Origin of the sequence: Janthinobacterium violaceinigrum, from assembly GCF_009208555.1 — a bacterium.
GTDB lineage: Bacteria > Pseudomonadota > Gammaproteobacteria > Burkholderiales > Burkholderiaceae_D > Janthinobacterium > Janthinobacterium violaceinigrum.
This window is the reverse complement of the sequence record NZ_WFLI01000037.1, coordinates 1-26,819: the sequence shown is the minus strand read 5'-3', so window position 1 is coordinate 26,819 and position 26,819 is coordinate 1. Positions and strand designations below refer to the sequence as shown.

Below are 26,819 nucleotides of genomic sequence, written 5' to 3'. Positions count from 1 at the left end.
TCTTGGCCGCCGCTTCCCCTGAACACCTGCCGCCGCTGGCCGCCTTGCGCCAGATCGACACCTGCCGGCTGATTCCCTCGCGCTTCGCCGACATGGAAGACTCCGTGCTGGCGCCGCTGGCCGAGGACGACGAACACCTGCGCGAGCTGTTCGAGCTCGATAACGCGACCAACGCGCGCCTGGTGGCGGAGTACGGCGGCGCGCCAGGAATTGGCGTGGACGAGCTGGTTTTTGGCGTGCCCCACTTCCGCATCATCAATGCCGCCTACACGTATGCCCGCCCGGAAGGGGCGCGTTTCAACGATGGCGAACGGGGTGCCTGGTATTGCGCCTTCGACATGAAAACGGCGCTGGCCGAAATCATCTTCCACAAGACCGTGGAATACCAGGAAATCGATTATTTCGACGACAGCGTCAACTACCAGTCGCTGCTGGCCGATTTTTCCGCCAGCTTCCACGACCTGCGCGGCCAGCAGCGCTATGCCGCCTGCCTGGACCCGGCAAGCTACATCGCCTCGCAAGACCTGGCGGCCGTGCTGCTCGAAGCGGGTTCCATGGGCGTGATCTTCCCCAGCGTGCGGCACGCCAGCGGCACCAACCTGGCCTGCTTCCGCCCTGCCCTCGTGGGCAATGTTCGCAAAGGCGCCGCCTATCGGTTAACATGGCAGGGTACGCCGACGCCGCGCGTGGAAGCCCTGTAAGGCAAACCCGCCGCGCGCAACGGCAGCCGACTCACCGAACATTGATATTTCGCATGCAAACCAATCCTGAAAAAGACACCGAACTGCGCCTCAAAGTCAACAGCGAAACGGCCCGCCTGGCCTGGAGCGAACTGGAAAAACATTTCGCCCAGGGCAATGTCGTCTGGGTCGCCAATGAGCTGGACCTGGTCGAAGTGGCCGTGCGCATCTCGCACGACGACAAGGCGACGATCAGCCAATGGATGGCCGATGGCAAGGTGGCCAAGGTGTCGGACCAGCAGGCGCTGGACTGGCAGGCGGCCGACGCATCCCTGTGGGCCGTCGTCGTCAGCCCGTTCATTCTGGTACAGCAGGAAAAGCCCACCAAACACTGATGCCTGCACGCTGGACCCGGGCAGCGGGCGCAGCGTGCCAGTCTGGCCATGCGCCAGGCCGCGTCAGTGCCCGCCGCCCAGATACGCCGCAATCACCTTCGGATCCGTCTTCAAGCTCTCCGCCGGACCATGCACGGAAATGCTGCCGTTTTCCAGCACGTAGCCGTAATCGGCCACGTTCAGGGCGGCGGCGGCGAATTGCTCCACCAGCAGCATGGTCACGCCTTCCGCTTTCAGGCGCGTGATGATGCGGAAGACTTCTTCCACCAGGATGGGCGCCAGGCCCATCGACGGTTCGTCCAGCAGGATCACTTCCGGGTTCAGCATCACGGCGCGGGCCATGGCCAGCATCTGCTGCTCGCCGCCCGACAGGGTCCCGGCCAGCTGGTCGCGCCGTTCCTTCAGGCGGGGAAACAGCTCCAGGGCCCTGTCCAGGTCGCCCTTGATGTCGCCTTTCGGACGCGACCGCGTGAAGCGGGGGAAAGCGCCCAGCAGCAGGTTGTCCGTCACCGACATCGAGGCGAACACGCGCCGCCCTTCCGGCGAATGGGCCAGGCCAGCGCGCGCGATCTTGTGCGAATCGAGGCCCGTGACATCCTGGCCGCCCAGGGTGACGCTGCCCGACCTGGGTTTGAGCATGCCGGAAATGGCGCGCATGGTGGTGGTCTTGCCGGCGCCGTTCGAGCCGATCAGGGTCACCAGCTTGCCCTTCGGGACGTCGAGCGAAATGCCGTGCAGGACTTCGACTTTGCCGTAGGCGGCGTGCAGATTATGAATGGTCAGCATGGTCTTCCTCTCAGTGCGCTGCAGGGCTCAGGGTGTCGGCGCTGCCGCCCAGGTAGGCTTCGATCACTTTCGGATCGCTCTGGACAAGCGCGGGTGCGCCTTCGGCGATCTTCTGGCCGAAGTCCAGCACCGTCACCACGTCCGACAGCGCCATCACCACGTCCATGTGATGCTCGATCAGGATGATGGTGATGCCGTGCTCGCGGATCTTGCGGATGATGGCCATCAGCTCCTTGATGTCGGGCGCCGTCAGGCCCGCCGCCGGCTCGTCGAGCAGCAGCAGGCGCGGGTTCAGGCCCAGCGCGCGGCCGATTTCCAGCAAGCGCTGCTTGCCATACGGCAGATTGCGCGCCTCTTCATTGGCCAGGTCGGCCAGGCCCACGAATTCGAGGATGCTGGCGGCCCGTTCGCGCGCCGCCGCCTCTTCCCGCTTGTAGCGGGGCGTATGCAGCATCACGTCCAGCACGTTCGACTTGAACGTGTTGTGCAAGCCCACCAGCACGTTTTCCGTGGCCGTCATCTCGCCAAACAGCTGCACGTTCTGGAAGGTGCGCGCCACGCCGCCCAGCGCGATCTCGGACGGCGTGCGGCCGGAGATCACGGCGCCGGCAAATTCCACCTTGCCCGCCGTCGGCTTGTAGATCCCCGTCAGCACGTTCATCATCGTGCTCTTGCCCGAGCCGTTCGGCCCGATCAAGCCGTGCACGGAACCCTGCGTGACGTTCAGGTCCACCTGGTTCAGCGCTTTCAGGCCGCCGAACTGCATCAGCGCCTGGTCCACGCGCAGCAGCGTGGCGCCCTGCTGCCCGCCCTGGGCGTGGTCGAACGGCGCCACGCCGTGCGAGGCGACGGCCTGCACATGGCCCCTGCCCTTGCCGATAAAGCTCATCAGGAATCCCACGATGCCGTCCTGCAGGTAGTACACGACGAACAGGGTCATCAGGCCGAAGATGGTCAGCCGCCAGTCGACCATGTTCTCCAGCCGGTAGGAAAACGCGGCCAGGCCGATGGTGGCCACCAGGGGCACGAGCACGCCGCGCACGGTGGCGCGCTTCCTGGCCAGCATGAAGATGGAACCGATCACGCCCAGCACGGCGGCGGCGACGGCGATCTTGCGGAACAACTCGATGTCCGACAGCAGGCTGGGGAGCATGACGACGATCAGCGCGCCGATCAGCGCGCCCGAGCGCGTCTTGCGTCCGCCCATGATGACGGCCAGCAGGAACAATATCGTCAGCTCGAAGTTGTAGGTATTGGGCGAGATATATTCTTCCGAATACGCATACAGGCTGCCCGCCAGGCCCGCGAAGCCGGCGCTGATGACGAAGGCGTAGACCTTGTAGCGGTACACGGACACGCCCATGCAGTCGGAGGCGATGGGGCTGTCGCGCAAGGCTTCGAAGGCACGGCCCAGGTTCGACTTCAGGATGCGGTGCACGACGACGAGCGAAATGACCATCAGCGCGGCCACCATGTAGTAGTACTCGACCTCGGAGAGCTTGTGGCCGAACAGGACGGGCTTGTGGATCTTGATGCCCATCGGCCCTTCCGTCAGGAAGCTCATTTCATTGATGAGGATTTGCACGATGGTGCCGAAGGCCAGGGTCACCATGGCCAGGTAGGGTCCCGTCACGCGCAGGGCCGGCAAGGCCAGGATGGCGCCGAACACGGCCGCGCCCGCGATACTGGCGGGGATGGCCAGCCAGAACGGCAAGCCCAGCTTGAACACCAGCACGCCCGTGGCGTACGAGCCGATGCCGAACAGGCCCGCGTGGCCCAGCGACACCTGCCCCGTGTAGCCGACGACGATATCGAGGCCGAACAGCAGGATGGCGTAGATCAGGATGGTTTCGGCCAGGTGGATGTAATAGGGATTCGGAATGACGACGGGGAACAGCACGAGCGCGGCCAGGCCCGCCGCGCTCAGCGCCAGCATGGTGATTTTCTTGTTCATGTGATCCTCAGACTTTCTTGATCGCGGCTTTGCCGAACAGGCCGGACGGCTTGATGGCCAGTACCAGCAGCAACAGCAGCAGGCCTGGCACTTCCTTGTAGCCCGTGGAGATGTAGTAGCCGGTGGTCGTCTCGGCGATGCCCAGGATCAGGCCGCCGACGATGGCGCCCACGCCCGACGTCAGGCCGCCGATGATGGCCACGGCAAAGGCCTTGAGACCCAGCGAGGCGCCCATGGTGGCGCCCGTCAATGTCAAAGGCGCCACCAGCACGCCCGCAAAGGCGGCCGTGGCCGACGACAGCGCATAGGAAAACGTGATGACCATGCCCGTGTTGATGCCCATCAGGCCGGCCGCGTCGCGGTCGTTGGCCGTGGCCACCACGGCCTTGCCGTAGATCGATTTGCGGTTGAACACTTCCACGGCCAGCATGATGGCCAGCGCGCCCACGATGACGGCCACCTGCATCGGCTGCACGTTCGCGCCCAGCACCTTGAATGGCGCGGCCGACAGCGGCGACGGGAAGGTCAGGTCATCCTTGCCCCAGATATTTTCCGCCACGTTCTTGAAGATGATGGCCAGCGCGATGGTCGACATGATCCAGCCGAATTCGGACTTGATCTTGATGGCGGGCCGCACGCCTATCCATTCGACGAACACGCCCTGCAGGGCGCCGAAGGCGATGACGATGGGGATCATCAGCAGATAGCTCATGTAGGGGCCGCCGTGGATGGTGCCCACCAGCGAGAGCCCCACGAGCGCGCCCAGCATCAGGGATTCGCCCTGACCGAAATTGAGGGTGCCGGACGTGGCAAAGGTCAGCTGGTAGCCGAACGCGATGACGGCATAGATCATGCCCAGCGCGATGCCGCTGAAGACGAGCTGCAGGAAGATTTCCATGGTATTCCCCGAAGGACGGAAGATAAAAAAATGGCCAGTCCTGATTCCTCAAGGCTGGCCATGGCGCGGCAGGTGTCCGCCAGGCTTATTTCGCGAGGACGACCTTGCCGTCCTTGACTTCGCCGAAGACGGTCAGGTCGGCCGTGATCGCCTCATGGTTGGTCTTGCTGAATGGCTTGTTGTAGGTGGTGACGGCGCCTTCCACTTTTTCCGTCAGGTTTTCCAGCGCGGCGCGCACTTTCGGGCCATCCGTGCCGCCCGCCTGCTTGAAGGCCGCGGCCAGCAGGTAGATGGAATCGTAGCCTTGCGCTGCCGACACGGCCGACGGCATGCGGCCGCCCGACGGCTTGTAGGCAGCCACATAGGCGTCGATGAAGGCCTTGCGCTTCGGCGTGCTGGCGTCCTGGATGAAGGTTTGCGGCATGCGCGTGCCGTCGCCGTTCTTGCCCGCGTTATCGATGAAGTTGCCCATGGCCAGGGTCCAGCTGCCGATCAGCGGCACTTTCCAGCCCAGTTTTTCCATGCCGTTGGCGATCTGCGCCAGTTCCGGGCCGATGCCGTAGGTCAGCACGACTTCCGCTCCCGCCTGCTTGGCTTTCAGCAGCTGGGCCGTCATGTCGACGTCCTTGATGTTGTATTTTTCAACGACGACAGGCTTGATGCCCTTCTTGTCCAGCGCTTTTTCCAGGTCTTCGCGGCCCAGCTGGCCGTAGTTGGTGGAATCGGCCAGGATCGCCACTTTCTTGAACTTGCGGCGCTCGACGGCTTCCTCGACGATCATGTGCGACTGGATCTGGTCGTTGGCGGCGTTGCGGAAGATATAGTTTTCAGGCTGGTCGGCAAATTGCTTGGTGACGATGGAACCCGTCGCCACATTGTTCATGACGGGAATCTTCGCTTCCTGATAGAAACGCTGCGAAGCCAGGGCCACGCCCGTGTTGATGTAGCCGACGGTGGCGGCGACCTTTTCCTTGTTGATGAGCTCTTGGGCGATCTGCACGCCCCGTTCATTCTTGGCCTCGTCGTCGCGTTCGATCAGCAACAGCGAACGGCCCATGACGCCGCCCTTGGCATTGATTTCAGCAACGGCCAGCTTGACGCCGTCGCGCATCGACACGCCCATCGGCGCGGAACCGCCCGTGAACGGACCGGACACGCCGATCTTGATGGGGTCGGCTGCGACAGCCGCCTGCGAAAAACCCAAAACCAAACTTGCCACGAGCAATTTCTGTTTCAAATTCATTGTCATCTCCTGTAATACAACGTTTTTAATGCCACTTATTTTTATAGTCGTACGCTGGATAACCGCCCCATCGATAAATCATTGTAGGTGAGTAAACATGCACCAGCAACAACTACATATGACGCGTCGCAACATGCCAAAAAGACGCGATTGCCTGCCCGCTGTCAGTCTTTTGTAAGGAAAATATGGCGCAAATTGGCGCACCTGCGCCATTCGGCAACAGTCCAGCCGCCGGAGCCGGCTGCCCGATGAGCGTGCGGCCTGCTGATCTGGCGCAATACTCGCACTGCCCAGCATGCTAACGTCGGCCATGCCAGCGCGTGCGCGCCGGCCCCGTCAGCCACTCCCACCGCATGGAGGCGATATGCAGCGCCCGTCGAACCATCCCCTTTGTAGCGTGTTGCGCCCCGCTGCCGCCAGCCTGCTGGCGGGCCTGCTGCTGGGCGGCTGCGCCACCGACCTGGCGCCCGTGCGCAGCTTCGCCGAACAGACGCAAAAGATGTCGCAGCACTTCGAACCCATGCTGGCGGGCAGCGTCCACAGCTGCATGGAGCGGGCCATGCGCAAGCGCCTGATCCTGGCAGAGCGTTTCGATGCACAAGCGAGCGAACAGGCGGCGCGCGACGATTGCGCCGCGATCGCGCAAGCCAGCGTGTCGGTCGCCGGCCTGAACGACGTCCTGCTGCGCTACGCCCAAACCATGGCGGCGCTGGCCGACGACAAACTGCCCGTCTACAAGGAAGAGCTTGGCGGACTGGGCGATGCGCTGGGCGGACTGGCGCTGCCGGGCGCCGACGCGCCCCTGCTCGATGCCGGCAAGCTGGACAAGGTCATGAAGCTGAGCGCGCACCTGAGCCGCCTGGCCACCCAGCGGCGGCAGCAATCGGCCTTGCGCGAATTGCTCGATGAGCAGGAAGCCATCGATATCGTCAGCAACACGCTCAAGGAGTATGCGCAGCGCAGCTACCGTTCCGGCGTGCAGGATGAATTGCGCGACCTGGAGCTGCTGCGCGGCGCCGTCGACAAGGCCGCGCCGCGCGAACCGCTGGCCGCCAATTACGTCCGCACGCGCTTGCACCTGGAAGGCCGGCAATTGCAGGAAAGGGAAAAGATCGCCGCCGCGTATGTCGGCGCCGTCGATACGCTGCAGGCGAGCGTGGCCGCCCTGCGGGCCAATCTCGGCCACCTGCAGGAAGCGGAACTGGAGCGCCAGCTGGCGCAATTTGCACGCGACGTCGCCACGCTGCAGCGGCAAGCGGCCTTCTATGCCCCCGCCCGCTGGTAAATGGCAGGCCCACCGGAGAATCCCATGGCCCGACTGACCGAACTGACGAAAGACCAGAGCTATGCCATCGCCGACAGCCTGGCGCAGGCATCGAGCCTGGTGCTGGAATTGCGCATCCGCGAACGGGAGGCGCTGACGCCGGACGAACGCACCTTGCTGGAACAATATGAAAACCACCTGGACCAGATGGTGGCCCTGTTCCGCGCATATGGCATTTATCTGGCGGCCGAGGGGGCGCAGCAGGCGCGCGGCGAGATCGAGGGCGCCATCGCCAAGGGCAAGGCACAGCTCAAGCGCATCGCCGACGTGAAAGCCGCCATCGGCGCGGCGGCCAGGCTGGTCGACCTGGGCGCGGCCATCTTGTCGCGCGACCCGCTCGCCATCGGCGAGGCGGCAGCCAGCCTGCGGACCAGGACGAAGAAGGAAGAAGCGGCCGGACAGACTGCCTGAGTCCGCCGGCCTGCGCCCGGCTAGTCGATGCTCAGCACACCCTGGTCCGAGCTCGCATGGGTGCCTGATCCTGCCGCCGCCTCGACCAGGCTCCAGGCATAGCCGCTGGCCGCTGGCGCCGACGTCAAGGCATAGTGCGCGCCCGGTTTCAGCCCGGTGGCGATGACGGCGCCGCTGGCCAGGGTGGAGACCCAGTCCATGCGGGCAGCGGGCGCCGCGTCGCGGTTGAACAAGGCATGCAATTGCCCGCCCAGCAGCAAGGCTTCCGTGTTGGCTGCCGCCAGCAGCCGCGTCGCGCCCGGCGCAGCGGCTGGCCCCGCGCCGCCATCATTGTCGGCAACGGCCAGCACATGCAGGAAGTATTCGGGCGCATTCAGCGCCGGCGCGGCAGGCGCCGTCACCTCGAGGCGCCAGGCGCCTACATCCGTGGACGAGGATTGCTGCGCGCTGGCCGCCGCCGTCTGATTGCGCCACAGATAACTGCCATCGGCCTGGCGCCGGCGCACGGTGAAACGGCAATCGGCGCCGTTGCCGGCCGCCGCGCCCGTCACGAGATCCGTTTGCGCGCAGCCATTGCCCCCTTCCTGTGCGCCGCCCACCTTGCGCACGCTGGCATTGAGCGGCAAGATCGTCTGCACCGTCAGCATGCCGCCGCCGTTGCGGACGGTGACGACACGCTCCTGGCCCGGCTGGTAGCCAAGCTGGTACTGGCCATTGCCCAGCGCCGCCACGCCCGCCGCGGCGGAGACGGGATCTTTTGCCGTATGCAGCAGGAAGGTGGCCGGCAAGGCCTGCTTGCTGCGCACGCTATCGAAAACCACGGTGACCGGCTTGCCCCAGAACGATGGCGAGCGCAGGAACAGCACATTGCGCACGAAGCCATTCGCCATGTCGAGCTTGCTGGAAGCATAGGCCTTGCTTGCGTTGCCGCTGGTGTAGGTATATTGCGGCGTATTTTCGTAGCGGACAATGCCGTCGAGCGCATTCGGTCCCGCCGGACTGATTTCCTCTATCGTCGGATAGCCCTGTTTCGGCGCATAGAACCATTGACCGCCGTCATTGCTGAATTCATTCTCGCCGCGCGTAAAACGCTCGTTCTTGTCGAAGATCAGCAGCGTGTTATGGGCAATGCTGCGCGTGTAGTAATTCCACCAGTGGCTGCTGCCATATTCTTCATACAAGCCCGTGTCGAGCAGCAGCGGTGCCTTGTAATTGAGCGTAAAACTGTTCTGATCGAAGTGCTGGTGATTTTCCGCGATAAAGGAAGTCGATTTGAATTCCAGCAGCGTGGCATTCGCATAGTCCCAGGTATCGCGCATCAGCACCTGGCCCGACGTCCTGAAATGGCGCGACAATTCCAGCGATTCCAACGGAGCCGTGGGCAGCTGGACGGGCCACAACAGCCGTTCCATGATCAAGGCGGCGTGCGAACTGCGCGTCGCGAGCACATGATCGCGATAAAACTTCCCCGCCACGCCATCGCCCGTATCGGCCACTGCGCCAAGCGCCAGTTGTCCGATCAGGCTGCCGCTGACGTGTGTCGTGAAATTATCGCCGCTGGCGGGAAAGCTGCCGTCATGGCGCAAGCCGTAGATATAGGGATAAATCAGCCTGGATTGCCAGTCGGCCTGCAGCAGGGGCGCCGTTCCCGTGTTTTCCAGCGCGCTGCGCCATAGCAGCAGGCGCTCGGGGATGCTCGATACGCCATAGGCAAAACCCATGTGGTGACCGCCATCGACTGAAATCAGGGCGCGTGCCGCAAGAAAGCCCTTTTCATAGTGCGCATACGACGTTTCGATCATCGGCAATACTTCCGGATGCTCGTCGACGATGGCCAGCAAGCCCACCGTGGCATTATTGACGGCGCTGAACGGGTGGCCGCTGATATAGAAATTGGCAATGGAAGGCTTCGATTCGCTGCGGTCCCACTGTTCATACACGGGCTTTTTCTTGCAATCAAAGCTGGTGCTGGTGATATACAGCGGCTGGTAGCCGCACATCGAGACATACAGGTTTTCATAGCCCTTGCCCGTATCCGCGGCGATCGTTTCCTTGATTCTCTGCGCCGTCAGGTCGCGGTAGGTGCCGAAGCCCACGGCGTCGGGAACGGCGCGGGCGCCCATTTCCGCAAACAGCCAGTCGTACAGGATGCCCATGGCGCCCACCCGTCCGCCCGACGACCACTCTCCGCCGGAAACGGGCGGGGTCACCAGCAGCTTGTCCAGGTAATTCAGGGCGCCGTCCAGATACTTCGCATTGCCCGTCAGGCGGTATGCCATGGCCAGCATCTGCGCACTTTCATAAATCGTGCCGCGGCTGCCCGTGGCCACGTTGCAAAGGTCGGGCACGGGCTGGGAGACGGGAATCAGCGGACAGGCCTGAATCGTGGCCACCCGGCCATTGACGCGCTCCACGAAGTCGTACCATGCATTATTGAGCAGCGCATCCATCGCCGGCGCCTGCCATAATTCCTGCCCGCCGCTATCGAACAAGCGGAAATTGCGCATGGTTTCATTACGCCGCATGGCAATCCTGGTGATTTGTCCATCGGCCTTCCATTCGATCGGCGCAGTGGCGCCCGTGCCATCGACCGTTCTCCAGCCAATTGGCACGACAATACCGTTGACCTTCAGGATGATTTTATGGGTCTGGCTATTCCATGACAATTGGATAGTCGACCAGACGTCGGGTTTTAAATCGACGCGGGCCACCGACAGATACTGGGGCAGGCCATTGACCTGGAAACCGACCTGGAAACCGATACTGTCCGCCGCCGCGCCGACAGGCACGTCGTAGGAATCAACATGGCGGATAAAAAAGGCATTGCGGGTCGAACTGAATTCGCCAAAAACCGCCTGGTCGACGTTATCGAGCGGATCCTTGCGCTTGGCAAGCAAGTCCAGGCTGATGCTGCCGCCGGCGGCGGGAAATGCGGCGGGCAGGTTCGGCAATTGCGGTTTCAGCGCATCGAAACTGGCCTGATTGGCAAATAGCCGTGGATGTCCCTGTTTGACAGGCGCGGGCAATTGCGCCATCGCGGAAGAAGCCAGCAGGAATAGCATGCCCGACACGGCATGCGCCATTTTGCTGGAAAAGAAAGGGAGACCGCTGCGGCGGGCATTCGCCAAGGTGGTCTGCTGATTCAGCATTTGACTGTACACATGTACTCCCGGAGTTATAGAGTTAATAAAAAAACACCAGGCAATACTGCCATATATTTTTTCAAAAAAACCAATAACGACCGTCAAATGAGCGACCAGTGCCAGAAAATATAAGACTTAACAATTATTGTGAAGAATTAATATTTCCGATCAAAAATAAACGATTCCTTCGCTACATGTAAATTGCAACAGGCCACCCTGGATGCCCGGGCCGTGCCCTCACGGTTCCGCGGCCCGGTGCCCCATCGCGTGCGTGGCCATTTTCAAATACAGGGCCGCCTGCTCCTCACTGTGCGCGTAGCCCATGCGGCCCTCGCCCACGGCGACGGATTTCTGCTGCAGCGCTTCCGGGTACTCGAGGTCGCAGGCCCCGTCGAGCCAGTAGCGCGCCCTGGCCGCATCGCTGTCCTGCAGCATGTTCGCCAGGACGAACATGGCCGGCGCCACGCCGCGCTGCGCGGCCTGCTCCAGCCAGTGCAGCGCCGCGGCGCCGTCCTGCGGGCCGCCCATGCCATTCTTGAACATCAAGCCCAGGTAGTAGGCGGCAGGACCGCTGCCCTGCCCCGCCGCCTGCGCGAACAGGACGCGCGCCTGCGGCTGGGACGCCGTCCCCGCGCGCATCAGCGCCTTGGCCCGGACCGTGACGTCCGTTGCCGGAGCCGGAGCCGCCACGGGTGTCGCCAGCGCTGCCGCCAGCAGCCAGGCCGCCAGCATCACTTCGACAGGTCGAGCTGGTACAGCGCAAAGCCCTTGCCCGCGCTATCGTCCAGCTTTAGCTGCCTGACGTTGTCGATGCCGGCCGCTTTCGCCAGGTCGATCACGTTCGGCGCCGAGTGGAAGACCACGGGACCCTTGGTGGCGGCTCTGGCAAAGGTCCAGCTGCGCGCCGAGCCGTTTTTCGCGCGCGTCAGGTTTTTCTCCTGCGTGACGTAGGCGATCAGCAGTTCGCGGTTGTTGTCGGGCGAGGCCACCACCGTCTTGCTGCCGTCCAGGCCAGGGAAATTGCCGCCGCCGCTGGCGCGGTAGTTATTTGTCGCGATCAGGAATTCCTGGTCCGCCCCCACCGGCTTGCCCTTGTACGTCAGTGCCTTGATGCGCTGGCCCGGCGGCTGCGTGACGTCGATCTGGTAGCGCACGTCGGCGCTGGTGATCGCGTCGAAGTTGTAGCTGGGGTGGGCCGTGTTGACCAGTTCCTGCGGCTCGGTCTTGTTGACATCGATGGTATTGAAGCGCCGCGCCGACTGTTCCAGCCACGCCTTCAGTTCCGCGCCATTCATCTTCACGCCGTACAGCGCGTTCGGATACAGGTACAGGTCGGCCGCGTTGTTCAGCGCCACATTGCCCGCCTTGACGTCCGTGTAGTCGGATACGCCGGCCGAGCCGCTCTTGAACGGCGAGGACATCGACAGCACGGGCAGCTGCGCGTACTGCGGCAGGTTCGCCTTCACGTAGGCGGCCAGGTAGCCCGCTTGCGCCTGGTTCACCACTTCGATGGCGCTGACGTCGCCCACGTCGGCAAAATACGTCGACATGCGGAAGTCCGTGGCGCCCACGGGCGTCTGCACGTAGGCGATCGTCGCCGCGTGTTCCTCCGCCACCAGTGCGGCGATGGCCGCATCGGGCTGGACGTAACTCTTGTCCGCGTTCTGGATGCCGCGCGCTTCCACCGTGGTCTGCGCCTTGTCGACGACCCACTGCCTGCCGTCGTGGCGCAGGCGCAAACCGATCACGCCCAGGTGCTTGCCCCACAAATTGGCCATCACGGTGGGCACGCCGTTGACCAGCCCCTTGACCTTGTCGACGCCGGGCAGATTGAACTGCGGCACGGTGCTGGCCGCGTTCGGGAACAGCTGGTGCGAGTGGCCGATCAGCATGGCGTCCACGCCCGGCACTTGCGACAGGTAGTAATTGCCGTTTTCCATGGTCGGCGAATACGGGCTGTCATCGAGGCCGCCGTGCGAAATGGCCACCACCAGTTCGGCGCCCTTGGCGCGCATCTCGGGGATGAATTTTTCCGCCGTCTCGCGCACGCCCTGCGTGTAGACCCGGCCTTCCAGCCAGCGCTTGTCCCAGGCCATGATGGTGGGCGGCGCAAAGCTGATGATGCCCACCTTCACGGTGCTCGTCACGGGCTGGCCATCGGGGCCCGTGGCCGTGATCTGCTTGTCGATGATGTGGTAAGGGGCAAACAGCGGCTTGCCGCTCCTGACGCTGTAGACGTTGGCCAGCACTTGCGGAAACTGGGGGCCCGCGCAGCGGGGCTTGGCCGCATCGACGCTGTCGACGTCGAAGCGGTTGCCCGTCACCTGACTCAAAAACGCCAGGCCGTAGTTGAATTCATGGTTGCCGATGCCGCCGCCATCGACCTTCAGCAAGTTCATGGCCTTGTAGATGGCCAGGGTCTGGTCGCAAGCCAGCGGTTTGACCAATGCCTGGTAGTCGGCCAGGGCCGTGCCCTGGATGGTGTCGCCGTTGTCGAGCAGGAGGTTGTTCGGGAATTCGGTCCGCGCCTGGGCGATCAGGGCCGCCGTGCGTTCCAGGCCGATCGACGGTTCCGCCTGCAGCTTGTAGTAATCATAACTGAGCACATTGGCGTGCAAGTCCGTCGTCTCCAGCAGGGCCAGGGTGGCGCTGCTACCTGCGGGCGCGGCGACCAGCGGGTGCACAGGCCCTGTGGCGGCGGGCGGCAAGGCGCCGCAGCCGGCCAGCAGCAGCGGTAACAGGGCGAGACGGGGAAGTTGGCGCAGGGGGTGGCACATGAGAATTCCTGTGGAAAGACAATATCGCCAGCATCATACGCAGCACGGCAGCCCCTATCAAGCCATAAAACGCCTGCAGCAGCAGGCGAAATATTGTCGCAAATACAGCAAAATCGTCATTTTATTGCCCTCTGCGGCAGCAATTGCGCCGCGGCGGCAGCGGAAACGGGCCGCGCTCGCGTATAATTCAGGGTTTGATTTCACCATAGAAGACCAGAACATTATGGAAGCCGAACGCATCAATATCATCTCCGCCCTGCTCAACGACCTGACGGTCCGCGAAGCCGAACTTCGGAGGTATCTTTGACTTCACTGTCAAGTCGGAGAAACTCGAGCAAGTCAATGAAGAATTAGAAGATCCGACCGTCTGGAACGATCCCAAGCGCGCCCAGGACCTCGGCAAGGAGAAGAAGGCGCTGGAAGCCATCGTCTTCACGCTCACCAAGGCCGATGCCGACCTGCGCGACACCCGCGACCTGTTCGACATGGCCCGCGAAGAAGGCGACGACGAGACGCTCGAAGCGATCGAACAGGACGTGCAGGAAATCCGCAAGGTCATCGAAAGCATGGAGTTCCGCCGGATGTTCAACAATCCGATGGACCCGAACAACTGCTTCATCGACATCCAGGCCGGCGCCGGCGGCACGGAAGCCCAGGACTGGGCCTCGATGCTGCTGCGCCAGTACCTGCGCTACTGCGAACGCAAGGGCTTCAAGGTCGAGATCCTCGAGCAGTCCGACGGCGAGGTGGCAGGCATCAAGACGGCCACCTTGAAGGTCGAGGGCGATCACGCCTACGGCTTCCTGCGCACGGAAACGGGCGTGCACCGCCTGGTGCGCAAGTCGCCGTTCGACTCGGCCAACGGCCGCCACACCTCGTTTACGTCGCTGTTCGTGTACCCGGAAGTCGACGATTCGATCGAGATCGACGTCAACCCGGCCGACATCCGCGTCGACACCTACCGCGCGTCGGGCGCCGGTGGTCAGCACATCAACAAAACCGACTCCGCCGTCCGCATGACCCATGCGCCGACCGGCATCGTGGTGCAGTGCCAGAACGACCGTTCGCAGCACCGCAACCGCGCCGAAGCGATGGAAATGCTGAAAGCGAAACTGTACGAACATGAGCTGCGCAAGCGCATGAGCGAGCAGCAGAAGCTGGAAGACTCGAAGACGGACGTGGGCTGGGGCCACCAGATCCGCTCCTACGTGCTGGACCAGTCCCGCATCAAGGACTTGCGCACGGGCTTCGAAACGGGCAATACCAAGGGCGTGCTCGATGGCGACATCGACGAGTTCATTTCCGCCTCGCTCAAGCAAGGCGTGTAATGGGCAGCTCCGCTCCGGCACTGGCGCATCGCGCCTTCCTGTTCGACATGGATGGCACGATCGTCGACAACATGGCCTTCCACACGACATCGTGGCTGGCGTTCTTTGAACGCCACGGCCATGTGCTGGATGCGGACGCCTTTTTCCGCGACACGGCGGGACGGCAAGGCCGCGAAATCATCGCCAAGTACCTGGGCGAGGATGCCGACCATGCCAGCCTGCTGGCGGAAAAGGAAGTCGTTTACCGCGAACTGTATGGCCCGCACCTGGCCACGGTGGCCGGTTTCGACGCCTTGATCGCCAGCGCGCGCCGGGACGGCGTGGGACTGGTGGTGGGCACGGCCGCGCCGGACGAGAACATCGCGTTCACGCTCGACGGCCTGGACCTGCGCCACCGCTTCGACGCCATCGTCGGCGCCGCCGACGTGGAACGGGGCAAGCCGCACCCGGACGTGTTCCTGAAAGGCGCGCAGCTGGCCGGCGCGCTGCCGCAGCACTGCATCGTCTTTGAAGACGCGCCCCTGGGCGTGGAAGCGGCGCGGCGCGCCGGCATGCGCGTCGTGGTGCTCACCACCACCCTGCCGGCCGAAGCGTTTGCCGCATTCGACAACGTGATTGCCATCGTGCCGGATTTCTCCGCGCTCGACGTCGACGCACTGTTTGCCAGCGTGGCGCCAGCGCTGGCACCACATCATCAATAATCTACAACGAAGAACACCATGACTACGGATATCCAAGAACAAGCCGCCGCCCCCGATGAAAACAAGATCATCGCCGAGCGCCGCGTCAAGCTGGCCGCACTGCGCGAACAAGGCGTCGCCTTCCCGAACGATTTCCGCCCGGAGCACAAGGCGGCCGATCTGCACGCGCAGTACGACGGCAAGACGCGCGAAGAGCTGGAAGAGAACCCCGTACACGTGGTGCTGGCCGGCCGCATGATGCTCAAGCGCGAAGCAGGCAAGAAAGCCGCTTTCGCCACCCTGCAGGACGCTTCCGGCCCGAAAGCCGACGGCCGCATCCAGATCTACGCCACCCTTGATCTCACGGGCGAAGCGGCCATGGCCGCCCTGCACCACTACGACCTGGGCGATATCCTGGGCGTGCAAGGCACCCTGTTCAAGACCAAGACGGACGAACTGACCATCAAGGTCACGGAACTGCGCCTGATCACCAAGTCGCTGCGCCCGCTGCCGGACAAATTCCACGGCCTGGCCGACCAGGAAACGAAGTACCGCCAGCGCTACGTCGACCTGATCATGAACGAAGAGACGCGCCGCACCTTCAAGGCCCGCACCGCCGCCATCTCGTCGATCCGCCGCTTCATGGAAAAGAACGAGTTCATGGAAGTGGAAACGCCGATGCTGCACACCATCCCTGGCGGCGCCGCGGCAAAACCGTTCATCACCCACCACAATGCGCTGGACATGCAGATGTTCCTGCGCATCGCGCCGGAGCTGTACCTGAAGCGCCTGGTCGTGGGCGGCTTCGACCGCGTGTTCGAGATCAACCGCAACTTCCGCAACGAAGGCGTGTCGATCCGTCACAACCCTGAATTCACGATGATGGAATTCTACGCGGCCTACACCGACTACAAATGGCTGATGGACTTCACGGAAGCCGTCATCCGCCAGGCCGCCATCGACGCGCACGGCACCGCCACCCTGACCTACGGCGGCCGCGAGCTGGACCTGGCAAAACCGTTCCACCGCCTGACCATCGTCGAAGCGATCAACAAGTACGCGCCCGGCTACACGCCGGAGCAGCTGAACGATGCGGAATTCATCAAGGAAGAACTGAAAAAGTTCGGCGTCAAGCCGTTCGCCACGGCCGGCCTGGGCGCGCTGCAACTGGCGCTGTTCGAAGAGACGGCAGAAGCGCAGCTGTGGGAACCGACCTACATCATCGACTACCCGGTCGAAGTGTCGCCGCTGGCGCGCGCTTCCGACACGGTGGCCGGCATCACGGAACGCTTCGAGCTGTTCATGGTGGGCCGCGAAATCGCCAACGGCTTCTCCGAGTTGAACGACGCGGAAGACCAGTCGGCCCGCTTCCTGGCCCAGGTAGCCGCCAAGGATGCCGGCGATGAAGAGGCGATGTTCTACGACGCCGACTACATCCGCGCACTGGAATACGGCATGCCGCCAGCCGGCGGCTGCGGCATCGGCATCGACCGCCTGATGATGATCATCACGGATTCGCCGAACATCCGCGACGTCCTGCTGTTCCCGCATCTGCGCCGCGAAGAATAATCGCGGACGCTGGCCGATAAAAAGCCGCCTGATCGCAAGATCAGGCGGCTTTTTTCATACCCCAACAGCAAGACCTGGGGTCAGTCTCTTCGAGATCGGTATCAGTTCCATTGGAACTGATCCCCCCGGCGGGTCTGACCCCGGCAGTCACCTTACTGCACCACCGTATAGCACGGCACATACGCCGTGCCCGCCAGCTTCATGCGGTGCTGCGCCACGAACGAGGCCAGCAGCGCATCCATGGGGCCGGCGATGGATTTGTCGCCGTGGATCTCGAAGTTGCCGTGTTCTTCGATGGAGCGGATGCCGTCGTCCTTGACGTTGCCCGCCACCACGCCGGAAAACGCGCGGCGCAGCTGGGCCGCCAGCAGGTGCGTGGGCTGGTTCTTGTGCAGGCTCAGGTTGCGCATGTTTTCATGCGTGGGCTGGAACGGCTTCTGGAACTCGTGGTCGATCTTCAGCAGCCAATTGAAGTAATACGCGTCGCTGTGCGCCTTGCGGAATTCGCGCACCTGGCGTATGCCTTCGAGCATTTCGCGCGCCACCAGTTCCGGATCGTCGATGATGATCTTGTAGCGCTGCTGCGCTTCCGGGCCCAGGGTGTCGCTGATGAACTGGTTGATCTGCACGAAGTACTCGCGCGACGTTTCCGGCCCCGTGAAGATCAGCGGGAATGGAATCTCGGCATTGTCCGGGTGCAACAAAATACCGAGGATGTACAGGATTTCCTCGGCCGTGCCCGCGCCGCCCGGGAACACGACGATGCCGTGGCCCGCGCGCACGAACGCTTCCAGGCGCTTTTCGATGTCCGGCATGATGACCAGGTCATTGACGATGGGGTTCGGCGACTCGGCCGCGATGATGCCCGGCTCCGTGATGCCCAGGTAGCGGCCATTGTGCAGGCGCTGCTTGGCGTGGCCGATGGTGGCGCCCTTCATGGGGCCCTTCATGGCGCCCGGACCGCAGCCCGTGCAGATGTCGAGGCCGCGCAAGCCCAGCTGGTAGCCCACTTCCTTCGAATAATTGTACTCGGCGCGGTTGATCGAGTGGCCGCCCCAGCACACGACCAGGTTCGGGTTGAGCTGGGTCTGCAGCACGTTCGCGTTGCGCAGGATGTGGAAGACGGCATCCGTCACGCCTTCCGTGCTCTGCAGGTCGAATTTCGGGTTGCCCGTCACTTCGTCGCTGACGAAGATAATGTCGCGCAGCACGGCAAACAGGTGCTCGTGGATACCCTTGATCATCTTGCCGTCGACAAAGGCGATGGCGGGCGCGCCCTTGATGTCGAGCTTGATGCCGCGCTCGCGCTGGATGATGGAAATTTCAAACGATTGATATCGCTCAAGCAAGGCGCGCCCATCGTCAATGGTGCTGCCGCAATTGAGCACCGCCAGCGCGCAGCGGCGGAAAGTGTTGTACAGGCCGCCCTGGCTGGTGTCGAGCAGTTTATTGACTTCAGTCTTGGAGAGCACGTCCAGGCGGCCTTCCGGTGAAACCAGAGTATCGATAACGTCGTGTTCCATAATGCGAAAAATCCCTTTAAAAATCGATGCTCGAAGGTATTGCACTAGCAATATACGACAAGTCGGGCCAGTTGTGCTGTGGTGCCGCAAAATCGCCGGGGCCGCTCTTGCCTGCAAACCGGTTTGACCAATATGAAACAGTCATTCTTGCTAATGCGAATGGAAACCTTCGCTCAGCGCAATTTGTAGATTAGAATGCCAGCCTATTGGAATTCCCGTGCGTGAGGTTCTTCATGAGAGTCCCCGCCGCCCGCAGGCTTCCATAAGTTTGTTTTATCGATCGACTATAATAATTTTTCAGGAGGAACCGCATGAGCGGTGCGACTACGCCCAACAAGGAAGCCGTTATTCCCGAGTTCAAGCAGATTATGGGCCATCCAAGCCCATTGTGGATGTTGTTCATGACTGAATTCTGGGAACGCTTCGCGTTCTACGGAGTTCGCTGGGCGCTGGTACTGTACATCGTGGCCCAGTTCCACGGCGGCGACGGTTCGGGACAGGCAGCGGCCAACCTGACCTACGGTTCCTTCCTCGCGCTGGTGTACGCCGGCGCCCTGTTCGGCGGCTACATCGCCGACCGCGTCATCGGTTACCAGCGCTCGATCCTGCTGGGCGCCATCTTCATGGCTGCCGGCCTGTTCTGCATCTCGGTACCGAACCAGGACATCTTCAACCTGGGCCTGGCCACCATGATCGTCGGTAACGGCATGTTCAAGCCGAACATCTCGACCATGGTCGGCAAGCTGTACACGACGGCCGATCCGCGCCGCGACAGCGGTTTCACGATCTTCTACATGGGTATCAACATGGGCGCCATGGTTGCCCCTGTCTTCACCCAGTGGCTGGCCGAATCGATCTTCGGCACCAGCGCCATGCCTTCGTACAAGATGGTCTTCATGGCCTCCGGCTTCGGCATGCTGATCAGCCTGGTATGGTTCTTCATCGGCCGCCGCGCCCTGAAGGGTATCGGCGCACCGGAAGCCGGTTCCGGCAGCCCGATGCGCGTCGTCTGGGTGGCCGTCGGCTCCCTGTGCGTGATCCCGCTGATGTACTTCCTGCTGACCGTCGGCGCTGAAAAGCTGCAAATCGTCCTGACCGTGCTGTTCGTCGGCCTGGCCGTGATGCTGATGATCGAAGGTATCCGCAACGGCAAGATTGCGCGCGACCGCGTCATCGCCATGCTGCTGATCTTTGTCTTCAACATCCTGTTCTGGATGTTCTTCGAACAGGCTGGCAGCTCGTTTACCTTCCTGGCTGACAAGATCGTCAACCGCGACCTGGGCTTCTGGATCTTCCCGACCGCCTACTTCCAGACCGTCAATTCGGTCGCCATCATCGTCTTCGCGCCGATCATCGCCGCCGTCTGGGTCTTCCTGGCGCGCCACAACGTCAATCCATCGATCCCGCGCAAATTCGGCCTGGGCTTGCTGGGCAATGCGCTGGCCTTCGGCCTGCTGATCTTCGCTCTGTCGAGCCTGGTTGGCGCCGACAACAAGATTCCATTCTGGACCCTGACCACCGTCTACGTGCTGCAATCGATCGGCGAACTGTGCCTGTCGCCCATCGGCCTGTCGATGGTCACCAAGCTGGCGCCGGTGCGCCTGGTGGGCCTGGGCATGGGCGGCTGGTTCCTGTCGACCGGTATCGGCAACAACCTGTCGGGCATCTTCGCCAGCCACGTCAGCGGCGAAAGCGGCATGTCGGTGCAATCGGCCCTGTCCGGCTACACCTTCGGCTTCTGGTCCCTGCTGGGCGCCGGCGTGATCCTGTTCCTGATCGCACCGCTGATCAACAAACTGATGCACGGCGTGAAGTAAGTTTTCTGCCCTAGCTGACAACGGCGGCCTGCGGGCCGCCGTTTTTCATTCCGGCACCGGTTTTCCCCTTGCCGGGCGGTACAATACACCCAGGGCCGACGGCCACTCCACCCACATTACTGAAAAAACCATGTCCAGCATCTCCACCACCACGCCCCTCTCCGACGACGAATACGCCGAACTCGACACCCTGCTGGCTGCGCCCGCGCTGGACAGCCGCGCCATGGACGTGTCCATGCTGGAAGGGTTTCTCACGGCCGTCGCCCTGAGCCCGAAACAGATCGCCGCGGAACAGTGGCTGCCCTGGGTCTGGGACAAGGCAGCCGGCAGCGCCGCGCCCGCGCCGGACGCGGCCAGCGAACGGGCGGCCAGCCTGGCGCAGCGCCACCACGCCTATATGGTCGAATGGCTGGCAAAAGACCCGGACAGCTTCGAGCCCATCTATGTCTGCGGCCCCGAATGGAGCGTGCCCGCCTGGTGCGCCGGCTTTATCCTGGGCACGACCCTGGACAAGCCCCAGTGGGCGGCCCTGGCCGTCAGCCACCCTGAGTACCTGGCGCCGTTCCAGCACCTGGCCACGGCCAGCGAGCTCGACGACGATGCGGCTGAAACGGCCATGGATGGCGTGATTCCCGCCGTCATCGCCATCAACGCCGCCTGGGCCCGCCAGCGCCACCTGAAAAGCCAGGCGCAAAGCCAGCCCGGCGCCACCGTCCTGCGCGAAGTGCCGAAAACGGGCCGCAACGACCCGTGCCACTGCGGCAGCGGCAAGAAGTATAAGAAATGCTGCGCCGACGCCGATAGCGCGGCAAACTAAGGCGATTTTTCCTTGCGCCAGCTGCTGACGGCCATCCTGCACTTCCTGCTGCGCCATGCGCTGCAGTTCGCGCTGTTCATCGCCATCCTGCTGGCCGGCCGCCTGCTGCTGGCCGAATGGCGCGCCTACAGCGCCAGCAGCGCCACCGTCGCCGCACTGCGGCTGGCCGCCAGCGGGGCCGACAGCCACGGCGCCGGCCTGGCCGCTGCGGCCACGGCCAGGGTCAACGCCCTGCAGCACGCTTCCCAGACAGCCATCGCCACCCGCCTGGAGCAGGTGCACGCCCAATTGCGCCAGCTACGCGCGCAGCAGCAGCCCTCGCTGTTTGCCCTTCCCCTGCCCGACGCCGAGACGCTGGCCCGCCATGCGCAGGACGAAGCCACGCGCCGCGTGGACATCGAAGTGCTGGCGCAGGAAGCCCGCTATCTGGGCGCCCTGCAGGCGGCGCTCAGCGGCGAAGATGCGCGCCAGACGCTGGCGCGTCGGCACGCGGAACATGTGCGCGCGTATGCTGCGCTGCAAGACAATATACGCGAGCGCCAGCAACTGGAAGCGCAGCACCCGCTCGCTGCGCGCCTGCCCGGCAGCGACGCTTATGCGCAGCTGTCGCGCCTTGAAAAAGAAGGCCAGCGCCTGCGCGAGATCAACCTGCAAGCCTATAACGCCTGGCTGGCGCAGCGCGCGCGCACCGGCAATGCGGCCCGCCCCGCCCCATTTGCCATCGACGACCAGGCGCTGGCCGCCGCGCTGGCGCCCGTACAAAAGGCCATCGCAGCCGGCGAGAGCCAGCTGGCGCGCAACTGGATAGCCCGCTGGCGCGCTCCCGTGCTGGACGTGGCGCCCACGGCCGCCCTGCTGGTGCTGTCCGCCATCCTGCTGCCCGTGGCCATCAAGGCCTTGTTTTACTTCGTGCTGGCGCCCGTCGCGTCCCGCTTGCCGCCGCTGTCGATCGCGCGCGAACTGCACCTCGCGGGCAGCTCCCTGCCCCTGCCGCCGCACGGCGAATCGCGTATTTCCGCCGTCTCGCAAGCCTTGCAGCTCAAGCCGGGACAGCAGATGCTGATCCATCCCGAATACCTGCAATCGTCGCCCGTCAGCAGCACCAAGCGCACGCAATGGCTGCTGGACTGGCGCTTCCCGTTCACGAGCCTGGCGGCCGGCATGGTGGCGCTGACGCGCCTGCACAGCGACGTAGCCGCATCCGTGACGATTTCCGCCAGCGACGATCCGCTGCTGGAAATCGCCGTCGTCCGGCTGCCGGCCGGCAGCGCGCTCGTGTTCCAGCCGCGGGGACTCGTGGGCCTGATCACGGATACGGACGAGCCGCTGGCGATATCGAGCCACTGGCGCCTGGCCAGCCTGCATGCCTGGCTCACCCTGCAGCTGCGCTTCATCGTCTTTCGCGGCCCCGTCACCCTGATCGTGCGCGGCTGCCGCGGCGTGCGCCTGGAACGGGCGGGCCAGGGCCGCTCCATCAGCCAGGCCGCCACCCTGGGGTTCAGCACCGACGTACTGTACTCGACCCTGCGCAGCGAAACCTTCATCCCGTATCTGCGCGGCCAGCAAGCCTTGCTCAACGACCGCTTCGACGGCGGCGATGGCGTCTACCTGTACGAAGAAACGCCGCGCCACGGCAAGCAGCCAGGCAAGGCGGGCAGCTGGTTCGAGGGGGCGACGGACGCGATCTTGAAAGTGTTCGGCATCTAGCCGAGGAAAGCAAAATGAACGACTTCCTGTTTGCCGATTTCCTCGAGGACCAGGCCACGTATGCGGCGCTGCAAGCGTACTGGCAGGCACGCCTGGCCTTCCTCGACGGCCAGTGCACGCCGTATCTGCGCACCGCGTTTGCCAATGGCCAGCCGTTTTATGACGGCAATCCCATCGTCAACCTGGCGGACCGGCACGCCGGCAAGACAGCGCGCATCGTGCAGCACTGCCCGCATGAATGCGGCCCCGGCTACACGAGTTTCGAGCAGGCGATCGAGCTGGCCGACGGCGACGGTCACCGCCCGGCGCAGGAAAAGGTCATCGTGCTGACCTTGACCGCAGACACGGCGCAGCGCGCCGAAGCGGAATTGCGGGCCTGGTTTGCGCCAGCGTAGGGCCGCGCGCTACCAGACCGCACGTTACCAGACCGCACCTTACCAGACGTATCCCGCGTGCACGCCGACATTGCGCTGCTCGCCGTAATTGCAGGCCCGCGCCGAGAAACACGAGGCGACATGGTATTTGTCGAACAGGTTCTTGACCGTCATGCTCACGCTCAGGCCGCGCCAGGCGCTGCGGGCCTGGCCCAGGTCATAGCGCAGCGACAGGTCGGCCAGGGTGAATGCCGGCACCTGGAAGGTGTTCTCGCCATCGCCCCAGCTGGCGCCCACGTGGCGCACGCCGGCGCCGGCCGACAGGCCGCGCCAGCGGCCGGCAAACGCGTAGTCGGCCCACGCGGATGCCATCTGCCTGGGCACTTCATACGGCGACTTGCCCTGCACGTTCGTGCCCCACATGTCCGGATTCGCCTTCGTCACCTTCAGCGGATTGTAGGTGAGGGCCGCCAGCAGTTTCAGCTGGCTGCTCGGCTGCGCCGCCACTTCCAGTTCGATGCCGCGCGAGCGCACCTCCCCCTGCTGGATGGAGAAATCCGGCGCGTCCGGGTCCGTCGTCAGCACGTTCTGGCGGCGCAGTTCGAAGGCAGCGGCCGTCACGGACAGGTGCGCGCCCGGCGCGTACTTCACGCCGACCTCCACTTGCCGCGCCGTTTCCGGCTCGAACGGACGGTCATGGCGGTCCGCGCCGGAGACGGGCGAAAACGATTCGCTGTAGCTGGCGTAAGGCGCCAGGCCGTTCTCCGCCAGGTAGGTGATGCCGGCGCGGCCAGTGAACGCCGTGGGTTTGCGCACCGTCGTGGCCGATGGCGATACCAGCAGATTGCGCTGCTCCTGGCGCGTCCAGTCCTGGCGCCCGCCCACGGTGAAGACCCATTGACGGTACTGCATGCGGTCCTGCAGATAAGCGCCCAGCTGACGGTTATGCTCGCGGCGCAGGGCATCGGGCGCCAGCGCCGCCAGGTCCAGCACACTGCCGTAGACGGGGCGGTAGATATCGATCTGCGGACCATCGGCGATATACGAGCTGAACGAAGTATTGCTGCGGCTGTAATCGATGCCGGCAACGATCTCATGGCGCAGCGCACCCGTCGCCACCTGGCCCGTCACATTGGTGTCGAGCGAGTACACGCTGCCCTTGCCGTCGCGCGTATCGATCTCGCGGTTGGTAAGCGCATGGTCGATTAAATTACCATAACGAAACATGTACTGTTCATGGTTATCCGCGTGCAGGTAGCGGAAGTTCTGCCGCACCGTCCATCCGCTGTCGAACGTGTGGCGCGCCGCGTAGCCCGCCGACGCGACCCGCGTTTCCTCGTGATCGAACCCGGGCTCGCCCAGGAAACGCGTCAGCGGCAGGCGGCCGTTGGGATTGCTGCCGTTCAAGGCTTCCCACTGCACGTTCGACGATTGCATGGCGCGGTTCTGCTGGAAAAAGCCCAGCAAGGTAATGCTGGTGCGGGCGCTCGGCGCCCACGTCAGGCTGGGCGCCAGATAGTAGCGGTCGTCCTGCATGTAATCGATCTGCTGGCCCGCATGGCGCGCCAGCCCCACCAGGCGGTACAGCAGGCTGCCGTCGTCCGCCAGCGAGCCGCCCACGTCGACGGCCAGCTGCCTGCGCGCATAGCTGCCCAGCGACAGTTCGACCTGGCGCACCTGGTCCGCCGCGGGGCGCTTGGGCACGAAATTGACGATGCCGCCCGGCGCGTTCTGGCCGTACAGCACGGACGAAGGCCCCTTGAGCACTTCCACGCGCTCGGCGCCGTACGGCTCCACGCCGAAAAAACCCAGCGTCCCCATGGGCATCAGGCGCATGCCATCGAGGTAGAACGCGCCCGAGAACTGGCTGAAGCCCCGTACCGACAGGCTGTCGTCGGCAGGATTGGCGCCTGCCGTGTTGCTGCGCAAGCCGGCCGTATACTGGATGGCGTCGTTCAGGGTGCGCACGCCCTGGTCATCCATGCGGTCGCGCGTGATGACCGACACCGATTGCGGCACTTCCAGCAACGAGGCGTCGGTCTTGGTGGCCGTGCTGGCCCGCCGCGCCACATAGCCGCTGACCTTGCCCCACGGGTTTTCCTCTTCCGCCTGCGCGCTGACGGTCACGGGCGCCATCGTCTGTACGCCATCGGCCGCCGCGCCGGCAGCGGACGCGCTGGCGGCACGCAGCGCATAGCCGCCGCCGGCCGTGCGCACGGCGGCCAGCCCGGTGCCGGCCAGCGCCCGCGCCAGCGCATCGTCCACCGTGTAGCTGCCGCTGACGCCGCCGCTGCGCAGCCCTTCCGTCGCGGCCGAGCCAAAGGCGATCAGCAAGCCCGCTTCGCGTCCCAGCCGGTTCAATGTCGCTTCCAGCGGGCCCGCCGGGATGGCGTAATGGCGCAGGGACTCGGGCTGTCCGGCCTGTCCGGCCGTTTGCGCGTGCGCCGGTGCGCCGGCCAGGCTGGCCAGCGCACCCAGGCACAGGGCGTGCACCAGCAGGGCCAGCGGTTTCATTGTCGACAGGCCCGGTACCCGGCTGCGCGTGGATGGATGGAGTGTGCTGCGGTCGTTCATGGTATGCCCTCGGATCATGGAATGGGTGGGACGGGCCAAAACCTGCGTCCTCACTTCCCTTGACAAGGCAGCGTGCAAAAACAGTCCATGTATTTGCAGTTTATTTTTTTGCCGCGCGCGGCCGCAACGTGACCCAGTAGCGCGTCAGGTAATGCAGCTCGACGGGGAGCGCTTCCACCAGCGCCAGCAACACCTTGTCGGTATCGGCCAGCGGATAGGCGCCCGACACCAGCAAGTGCGCGAGCGCCGGATCGCATCCCAGGTGGCCGCGCCGGTGGCGCGACAGCTCCCGCAGGAAATCGTCGAGGCGCATGTGCGCCACGACCAGCATGCCGTCGGCCCAGGCGCCCGCACCGGCGTCGAGCGCCTGCGCCGCGCCCACGCCGCCGCGGCTAAAGCTGCCCTCCTCGCCCGCCTGCAGCACGCGTGGCTGGCTGTGGGCCGCCGCAGGCCGCAGCTCGACGGCCCCCTCGAGCACGCCGACCTGCACGTAGCCCGCGTGCTGGCGCACGATGAATCGCGTGCCCAGCGCCCGCGCCGTGCCGTCGGCGGTATGCACGAGGAAGGGCCGCTGCCGTGCATCGGGCGCCGTCTGCAGCAGCACCTCGCCGCGCAGCAGCTGCACCGCGCGCTCGCCGGCGTCATAGCGCAGCTTGATGGCGCTATCGGTATTGAGCACCAGCGTGCCGCCGTCCGGCAGGCGCACCGTGCGCCGCTCGCCCGTGGCCGTGCTGGCATCGGCGTTCCACGACTGCCACGCCGGTGTCTGGCGCAGCATGGCGGCGCTGCCGCCCGCCACCACCAGCGCCGCCAGCAGGC

22 protein-coding genes are annotated in these 26,819 nt (G+C 64.1%); 12 read left to right on the top strand and 10 right to left on the bottom strand.

Going from position 1 to position 26,819, the window contains the following annotated elements; translation table 11 throughout:
- Positions 1-2 precede the first annotated feature (2 nt).
- Together GCN75_RS23560 and GCN75_RS23555 are read left to right on the top strand one after the other, a co-directional pair.
- Entirely contained in the window at positions 3-701 is a 699-nt protein-coding gene (locus GCN75_RS23560) for an RES family NAD+ phosphorylase (protein ID WP_193317622.1), read from the top strand.
- A 53-nt stretch (positions 702-754) separates the two neighbouring features.
- The gene (locus tag GCN75_RS23555) at positions 755-1,075 is read left to right on the top strand and encodes a DUF2288 domain-containing protein (protein WP_152284555.1); all 321 of its coding nucleotides are present in this window, start codon (positions 755-757) and stop codon (positions 1,073-1,075) included.
- A 63-nt stretch (positions 1,076-1,138) separates the two neighbouring features.
- On the opposite strand, the gene GCN75_RS23550 is transcribed toward GCN75_RS23555, so the two are convergent.
- From GCN75_RS23550 to GCN75_RS23535, 4 genes are all read right to left on the bottom strand, one after another.
- Positions 1,139-1,861 (bottom strand): ABC transporter ATP-binding protein, encoded by a 723-nt coding sequence (locus tag GCN75_RS23550; RefSeq protein ID WP_152284554.1) that lies wholly within the window; start codon positions 1,859-1,861, stop codon positions 1,139-1,141.
- 10 nt (positions 1,862-1,871) lie between these two features.
- On the bottom strand, positions 1,872-3,815 hold the full coding sequence (locus GCN75_RS23545) for a branched-chain amino acid ABC transporter ATP-binding protein/permease (RefSeq protein ID WP_152284553.1): 1,944 nt from the start codon (positions 3,813-3,815) through the stop codon (positions 1,872-1,874).
- 7 nt (positions 3,816-3,822) lie between these two features.
- Entirely contained in the window at positions 3,823-4,713 is an 891-nt protein-coding gene (locus tag GCN75_RS23540) for a branched-chain amino acid ABC transporter permease (protein ID WP_152258462.1), read from the bottom strand.
- An 85-nt stretch (positions 4,714-4,798) separates the two neighbouring features.
- Entirely contained in the window at positions 4,799-5,956 is a 1,158-nt protein-coding gene (locus GCN75_RS23535; protein ID WP_152284552.1) for an ABC transporter substrate-binding protein, read from the bottom strand.
- A gap of 364 nt (positions 5,957-6,320) precedes the next feature.
- Between GCN75_RS23535 and GCN75_RS23530 the strand changes: the two genes are divergently transcribed.
- Both GCN75_RS23530 and GCN75_RS23525 read left to right on the top strand, forming a co-directional pair.
- On the top strand, positions 6,321-7,241 hold the full coding sequence (locus GCN75_RS23530; RefSeq protein WP_152284551.1) for a hypothetical protein: 921 nt from the start codon (positions 6,321-6,323) through the stop codon (positions 7,239-7,241).
- Positions 7,242-7,265: 24 nt separating this feature from the next.
- Positions 7,266-7,691, top strand: a complete 426-nt coding sequence (locus GCN75_RS23525) for a hypothetical protein (RefSeq protein WP_152284550.1) — start codon at positions 7,266-7,268, stop codon at positions 7,689-7,691.
- 20 nt (positions 7,692-7,711) lie between these two features.
- Here GCN75_RS23525 and GCN75_RS23520 read toward each other — a convergent pair whose 3' ends face one another.
- The 3 genes from GCN75_RS23520 to GCN75_RS23510 all read right to left on the bottom strand — a co-directional run bounded on the left by GCN75_RS23520 (position 7,712) and on the right by GCN75_RS23510 (position 13,611).
- Complete coding sequence (locus GCN75_RS23520; protein WP_226941535.1) at positions 7,712-10,753, bottom strand: heparinase II/III domain-containing protein; 3,042 nt, start codon at positions 10,751-10,753, stop codon at positions 7,712-7,714.
- Positions 10,754-11,071: 318 nt separating this feature from the next.
- Entirely contained in the window at positions 11,072-11,566 is a 495-nt protein-coding gene (locus tag GCN75_RS23515) for a tetratricopeptide repeat protein (RefSeq protein WP_152284548.1), read from the bottom strand.
- Complete coding sequence (locus GCN75_RS23510) at positions 11,566-13,611, bottom strand: bifunctional 2',3'-cyclic-nucleotide 2'-phosphodiesterase/3'-nucleotidase (protein WP_226941533.1); 2,046 nt, start codon at positions 13,609-13,611, stop codon at positions 11,566-11,568. The genes GCN75_RS23515 and GCN75_RS23510 overlap by 1 nt, the downstream gene beginning before the upstream one ends.
- On the opposite strand from GCN75_RS23510, the gene GCN75_RS29310 reads away from it, so the two are divergent.
- The 4 genes from GCN75_RS29310 (at position 13,610) to lysS (ending at position 17,188) form a co-directional block, all read left to right on the top strand.
- Positions 13,610-13,918, top strand: a complete 309-nt coding sequence (locus GCN75_RS29310; RefSeq protein WP_193317626.1) for a hypothetical protein — start codon at positions 13,610-13,612, stop codon at positions 13,916-13,918. The genes GCN75_RS23510 and GCN75_RS29310 overlap by 2 nt on opposite strands.
- A protein-coding gene (prfB, locus tag GCN75_RS23505; protein ID WP_152284547.1) for a peptide chain release factor 2 occupies positions 13,835-14,939 on the top strand; the annotation gives its coding sequence in 2 pieces (ribosomal slippage) (positions 13,835-13,915 and positions 13,917-14,939; 1,104 coding nt in all). The genes GCN75_RS29310 and prfB overlap by 84 nt, the downstream gene beginning before the upstream one ends.
- Entirely contained in the window at positions 14,939-15,640 is a 702-nt protein-coding gene (locus GCN75_RS23500) for an HAD family hydrolase (RefSeq protein WP_152284546.1), read from the top strand. The genes prfB and GCN75_RS23500 overlap by 1 nt, the downstream gene beginning before the upstream one ends.
- 18 nt (positions 15,641-15,658) lie before the next feature.
- Positions 15,659-17,188, top strand: a complete 1,530-nt coding sequence (gene lysS, locus GCN75_RS23495) for a lysine--tRNA ligase (protein ID WP_152284545.1) — start codon at positions 15,659-15,661, stop codon at positions 17,186-17,188.
- A 152-nt stretch (positions 17,189-17,340) separates the two neighbouring features.
- Here the strand turns inward: lysS and ppnN are convergent, their stop codons facing one another.
- Positions 17,341-18,711, bottom strand: coding sequence for a nucleotide 5'-monophosphate nucleosidase PpnN (gene ppnN, locus GCN75_RS23490; protein ID WP_034782951.1), 1,371 nt, complete (start codon positions 18,709-18,711; stop codon positions 17,341-17,343).
- A gap of 311 nt (positions 18,712-19,022) precedes the next feature.
- On the opposite strand from ppnN, the gene GCN75_RS23485 reads away from it, so the two are divergent.
- The 4 genes from GCN75_RS23485 to GCN75_RS23470 all read left to right on the top strand — a co-directional run bounded on the left by GCN75_RS23485 (position 19,023) and on the right by GCN75_RS23470 (position 23,447).
- Positions 19,023-20,528, top strand: a complete 1,506-nt coding sequence (locus GCN75_RS23485; protein WP_152284544.1) for a peptide MFS transporter — start codon at positions 19,023-19,025, stop codon at positions 20,526-20,528.
- A gap of 130 nt (positions 20,529-20,658) precedes the next feature.
- Positions 20,659-21,345 carry a UPF0149 family protein gene (locus GCN75_RS23480; RefSeq protein WP_152284543.1) on the top strand — a complete coding sequence of 229 codons (687 nt, stop codon included), beginning with the start codon at positions 20,659-20,661 and terminating at the stop codon, positions 21,343-21,345.
- Between the two features lie 12 nt (positions 21,346-21,357).
- Positions 21,358-23,052, top strand: a complete 1,695-nt coding sequence (locus GCN75_RS23475; RefSeq protein WP_152284542.1) for a hypothetical protein — start codon at positions 21,358-21,360, stop codon at positions 23,050-23,052.
- A 14-nt stretch (positions 23,053-23,066) separates the two neighbouring features.
- Positions 23,067-23,447, top strand: coding sequence for a hypothetical protein (locus GCN75_RS23470; protein ID WP_152284541.1), 381 nt, complete (start codon positions 23,067-23,069; stop codon positions 23,445-23,447).
- Positions 23,448-23,486: 39 nt separating this feature from the next.
- On the opposite strand, the gene GCN75_RS23465 is transcribed toward GCN75_RS23470, so the two are convergent.
- Complete coding sequence (locus GCN75_RS23465; RefSeq protein WP_226941532.1) at positions 23,487-26,000, bottom strand: TonB-dependent siderophore receptor; 2,514 nt, start codon at positions 25,998-26,000, stop codon at positions 23,487-23,489.
- Positions 26,001-26,100: 100 nt separating this feature from the next.
- On the bottom strand, positions 26,101-26,819 hold a 719-nt coding region (locus tag GCN75_RS23460), incomplete at its 5' end, for a FecR domain-containing protein (protein WP_152284540.1).